Origin of the sequence: Corallococcus sp. CA053C (assembly GCF_003611675.1) — a bacterium.
Taxonomy (GTDB): Bacteria; Myxococcota; Myxococcia; order Myxococcales; family Myxococcaceae; genus Corallococcus.
Genome location: NZ_RAWA01000595.1, coordinates 1 through 4,360, shown reverse-complemented (window position 1 = coordinate 4,360; position 4,360 = coordinate 1). Strand labels below are relative to the sequence as shown.

Here is a 4,360-nt window from a genome sequence, read left to right as displayed (position 1 = left end):
GAAGGGTGGCGTGTCGGTGGCGCAGCTGCGGAAGATCATGCCGAACCTGTCGCAGGCGAAGGCGGAGCAGTACCTGCCGCACCTGAACAAGGCGATGGCCGAGGCGAAGATCAACACGCCGAAGCGTCAGGAGATGTTCCTCGCGCAGCTGGCGCACGAGAGCGGCGAGCTGCGCTACATGGAAGAGATTGCTTCCGGCGCGGCGTACGAGGGCCGCAAGGACCTGGGCAACACGCAGCCGGGTGACGGCAAGCGCTACAAGGGCCGGGGTCCCATCCAGCTCACGGGCCGAGCCAATTACCGCGCGGCGGGCAAGGCGCTGGGCATCGACCTGGAAGGCCACCCGGAGCGCGCGAAGGATCCGGACGTCGCGTTCCGCATCGCGGGTTGGTACTGGGGTTCGCGCAACCTGAACAGCTACGCGGACGCGGGCAACTTCCGCGAGGTCACCCGCCGCATCAACGGCGGCTACAACGGCATGGCCAGCCGCGAGATGTACTACCGCCGCGCGCAGGGCGTGCTGGGCTGAGCCGTGATTCACCCGTCTGAACGGAGGGATCCCGCGTCCGGAAAGGGGATCCTTCGTGACAGGCGACTCGTGATTCCAGGCACCTGACGCTGGCGCACCGGCTGCACAGGGACGGGCTCCTCCCTTCTCGGAGCGAGCCCGATGTCCCGAATCGATTCTTCCGGCAGCAGCCCTGTTTCCCCCGACAGCCCCCTTCCCGAAGTGGACGCGCCCACGGCGCTGAAGCCTCCCGCGCCGTCGTCCACGCGCAACGAGCTGCGGACCTATGACGGTCCGCCCGGCGCTCCTGCCGTGGCCCCTCCGCCCACCGGCCTCGCGGGCCCCACCGTGTCCGCGCGCGAACTTGCACTGGGCAGCCGGCCGCGTCCTCCATCGTCCCCCGTCCCGGAGGACGTCTACACCGCGCTCAAGTCACACCTGACGCGCAGCCTGTCCAACCCCCTCCTCACCGGCAGCGACGTCCAGGCCACGCACAGCGCGCTCGGCTCCGTTCCTCGTGACGCCTACCGCGCCACGCTGGAGCGCATGGACCGTGACGGGCTGCTCGCCACCTACGTGTCCCGACTGGACGCTCCCTCCCGACAGTCCTTCCTCGACCAGGCCGTGTCCAACGGCGTCCTCCAGCGGCGCTCGGGGGGCGTCACCGGCCCGCTCGGCATGCCGGGGCGACCGGAGATCTTCGTCAATGATCCGAAGCTGCCCGGGGCACTGCGCGACGCGGTGAATGCCCACGCCATCGACACGGGGCGCGCCGCGGTCCTCTCTTACGACGCCTATCTGCAACGCCATGGCGAAGCTGTCGGACAGTCGGACAGCCTCCGTGCACTGCGCTCGCTCGGTGCTCCCCAGGCGCTGGACCTGCGCGAAACCGTGCTTGGACTCTCCTGGGCCGACCCTCGCCGTGAACGCTACGAAGCGGAATGGAAGGCGGGCATTGGTCGGCCCCAGCACTCCCTCGTTCAGGCCTACGAAACGGCCACCGCCCGTGCGCTGGTCCTCTCCGGACAGAGGCCCGCCGGCACCTTCCTCACCGCTGAGGCGAGCGCGTCCCACGACCTGCTCCGGGTGAAGAGCGAGGCCCGGCTCGCCTCACGCGGACCCTCCGAACTCCAGACGCAGGCCGGCGTCGTCGCGAAGGCCGGCCCCCTGGAGCTGGAGGTCATGACGGACGTGCACGGCGAATCCGAGACGGAGCTCCAACTGGACCTGGGCATCGCCAGCGTGAGCCGCGACTCGCAGGGCAAGGTGGAGCTGTCCTTGGGCGCGGGGTCGCATGCCCGCGCGCACGTGAACCTCAACGCTCGCACCGCGGAGTTCGGCGGCGGCGTGGCCTTCGAACTCTCCGACAAGACCGGCCAACACCACGCCAGCCTCAAGCTGGGCTACGGCCTGCGCGGCCTCACCCCCGAGCGCGCTGCACAGGCCCTCCGCCGCGACGTCCCCGGCGTCTTCAGCCGCCCGAAGGACCTGGACCCCGGCACCTCCTGGGACGCCCTCCCCGCGGAGCGCCGCGCCCTCTACGAACGGCAGGGCTGGACCCGCGAGGAGTGGGCGGAGGACTCGCGGCGCTGATCACCGCACGTTCGCGGGCAGCAGCTTCTCCACCACCACCACGTCGTGCCACACGCCATCGAGCGGAGCGTGCTTCTCATGCACCCCCACCTCCCGAAATCCCAGCCGCCCGAGCAGCACGCGGCTGCGCACGTTGGTCGCGAAGACGCGCGAGGTGAGCTTGTGGAAGCCCGCCGCCTCCGCTTCCTTCAGCAGCGCCTGGAGCACGTGCTGCCCCACGTTCCGACCCCGGGCCTCCGGGGCCACGTAGATGCTGAAGTCCGCGACGCCCGCGTAGCACTCGCGCGGGCTGTAGGCGCCCGTGGACGCATACGCGATGACGCGCCCGTCCTCCTCCGCCACGAGCACCGGGTGGCGCTTGCCCAGCCACGCGTCGATGTCCTCGGGCGTGCGGGGCCGCGTCTCGAAGGTGGAGGCGCGCTCGGCGAGGGCCGCGTTGTAGATGGCCGCGATGGCGGCCCGGTCCTCGCGCGTCGCGGGCCTCACCGTGGGCAGTGGGGTCGCGCTCATGGCGTGGGCGTGGGGAGCTTCGGCGCCAGCGGCTCCTCCGCCTCCGGGACCGGACGCATGGAGAGGGCGGCCCCCAGCGTCAGGTGCCAGGGCAGGAAGACGAAGGCCAAGGGGTTCTCGCTGCTCAGGACGAAGAGGCTCGCCACCGCCCAGAACACGAACTGGAGCCACAGCCCCACCGAGCCACCGCGTTGCAGCGTCCGGTTCCCCAGGCTGTGGCCGAAGAAGGAAGACAGGGTGGACACCCAGATGATCAACCCGGCCAGGACGAAGGGACTCAGCACCTGCCCCCGGAAGTCCTTCCCGAAGTAGCCGCTGAGCAGCTGCCCCAGGACGCAGAACAGCGTCTGGCACAGCACGGACAGCAGCGTGATGATCACTCCGCCCGGGCCCGGCCCCGGTGACGGGACCTCGTCAGAGGTCGTGACGGGAGCCTGCGGCTCCAGCAGCTCGGGCGGCAGCTCCAGCGCGTACGGATACCCCAGGGACAGCAGGGCGTCCTTCGCCGCGTGACGCACCTTCCGCCCGCCCTTGCCCACGTAGTCCCCCACGGGGTTCTCACGGGCCATCAGCCCCAGCAGCAGGTCCGCCCGCTCCCGGAGCGACTCGTCCGGCGGTGGAGCCCGGCCCAGCGCCGCGATGAGCGCGTCGATGTCCGAGCGCAGCACCCCGGGCGACTTCACCTCCTCCAACAGCACCGCGAGCGGAAGGAACGTCTCCGCGACCACCGGCGCTGGAGCGTCGGGCGTCTCGTCGGTGGTGGGCGGCGCGGGGCGGTGGGCCTGCTGGGACATGGATGCTCCTCGGGGACAGTCATCCTCTGCCCACCCCTCCGGGAGCAAGGGGGCGGCCCCGCACCGGGCCTCACTCCGAGGAGACAGTGTCCGTGCCACGGGCCACCCGGGGGCAGGGGGGTGGAGCCTCCGGCTGGGGAGCGAGGGAGCGACAGCGCTTGGAGGCCGCTCCCACCCCGCGTGTCCACCCTTCCCGGAAACACCTTCCCTGAAGTGAGGACGCGCGATGCCGATGGAACGAGCGCAGCGGTTCGTGGACGCACTGCTGAAACTGGAGGAGCACGGCGACATCGACTCGCTGGTCGCGCTCTTCGCCGAGGACGCCCAGGTGAGCAACGTCGCCTCGCCCAGCGTCTTCTCCGGGGCCGACGGCGCCCGCCGCTTCTGGACCGAATACAAAGGCACCCTCGGACAGGTGAAATCCACCTTCCGCAACATGATTGAATCCGGCGACCGCGTGGCCCTGGAGTGGGAGACGCAGGGCACCGCCCACAACGGCGCCGCCATCGCCTACGAGGGCGTCTCCATCATCGAGTGGGACGGCGACCGCATCCGCCGCTTCTTCGCCTACTTCGACCCGCATGCCCTGGGGCAGGAGCTGGCCCACGGCACCGCGCCCCGCTCGGAGGTCCCCTCCACCACGCCGGCGTGACATCCGCGCAACTTCACGCGGGTTCGCGGGTTCGGGGGAGTCCACCCCCCGGAGCGTGGCGCTGTCGCAAGGGGCGTCCGCAGCTTGTGTGCACTCCCGTGCACGAGTGCCGCGAGCCGGGGTAGCGTGGAGGGGCGGCCGCCCATTTCGACGGGCCGCGTCGTCCCCCTTTCGGGAACCCCATGATGACCCGCGTCATTGCCCCCCTCCTGACCGTCCTGCTGCTGGCCGCGTCCCCCGCCAGCGCGGCCCTCGCGTCGGATGCGCCCGTGCTGGTGGCGGCCGCCAAGCGCAAGCCCGTGA

5 protein-coding genes are annotated in these 4,360 nt (G+C 71.0%); 3 read left to right on the top strand and 2 right to left on the bottom strand.

Annotated elements, in window-relative coordinates; genetic code table 11:
* Both D7V97_RS40600 and D7V97_RS40595 read left to right on the top strand, forming a co-directional pair.
* On the top strand, positions 1–529 hold a 529-nt coding region (locus D7V97_RS40600; protein WP_199729149.1), incomplete at its 5' end, for a glycoside hydrolase family 19 protein.
* 141 nt (positions 530–670) lie between these two features.
* Positions 671–2,101, top strand: a complete 1,431-nt coding sequence (locus D7V97_RS40595) for a hypothetical protein (protein ID WP_147445188.1) — start codon at positions 671–673, stop codon at positions 2,099–2,101.
* On the opposite strand, the gene D7V97_RS40590 is transcribed toward D7V97_RS40595, so the two are convergent.
* Together D7V97_RS40590 and D7V97_RS40585 are read right to left on the bottom strand one after the other, a co-directional pair.
* Positions 2,102–2,611, bottom strand: coding sequence for an arsinothricin resistance N-acetyltransferase ArsN1 family A (locus D7V97_RS40590; protein WP_120615921.1), 510 nt, complete (start codon positions 2,609–2,611; stop codon positions 2,102–2,104).
* Complete coding sequence (locus D7V97_RS40585; protein WP_120615920.1) at positions 2,608–3,405, bottom strand: hypothetical protein; 798 nt, start codon at positions 3,403–3,405, stop codon at positions 2,608–2,610. Before D7V97_RS40585 ends, D7V97_RS40590 begins: the two co-directional genes overlap by 4 nt.
* Before the next feature lie 226 nt (positions 3,406–3,631).
* Between D7V97_RS40585 and D7V97_RS40580 the strand changes: the two genes are divergently transcribed.
* On the top strand, positions 3,632–4,057 hold the full coding sequence (locus D7V97_RS40580) for a nuclear transport factor 2 family protein (RefSeq protein WP_120615919.1): 426 nt from the start codon (positions 3,632–3,634) through the stop codon (positions 4,055–4,057).
* Positions 4,058–4,360: the final 303 nt, after the last annotated feature.

What these genes read in the sequence shown, in the direction of transcription:
- D7V97_RS40595 (WP_147445188.1), top strand. Translation starts at nt 671, where the DNA reads ATGTCCCGAATCGATTCTTCCGGCAGCAGCCCTGTTTCCCCCGACAGC.
- D7V97_RS40590 (WP_120615921.1), bottom strand. Translation starts at nt 2,611, where the DNA reads ATGAGCGCGACCCCACTGCCCACGGTGAGGCCCGCGACGCGCGAGGAC.
- D7V97_RS40585 (WP_120615920.1), bottom strand. Translation starts at nt 3,405, where the DNA reads ATGTCCCAGCAGGCCCACCGCCCCGCGCCGCCCACCACCGACGAGACG.
- D7V97_RS40580 (WP_120615919.1), top strand. Translation starts at nt 3,632, where the DNA reads ATGCCGATGGAACGAGCGCAGCGGTTCGTGGACGCACTGCTGAAACTG.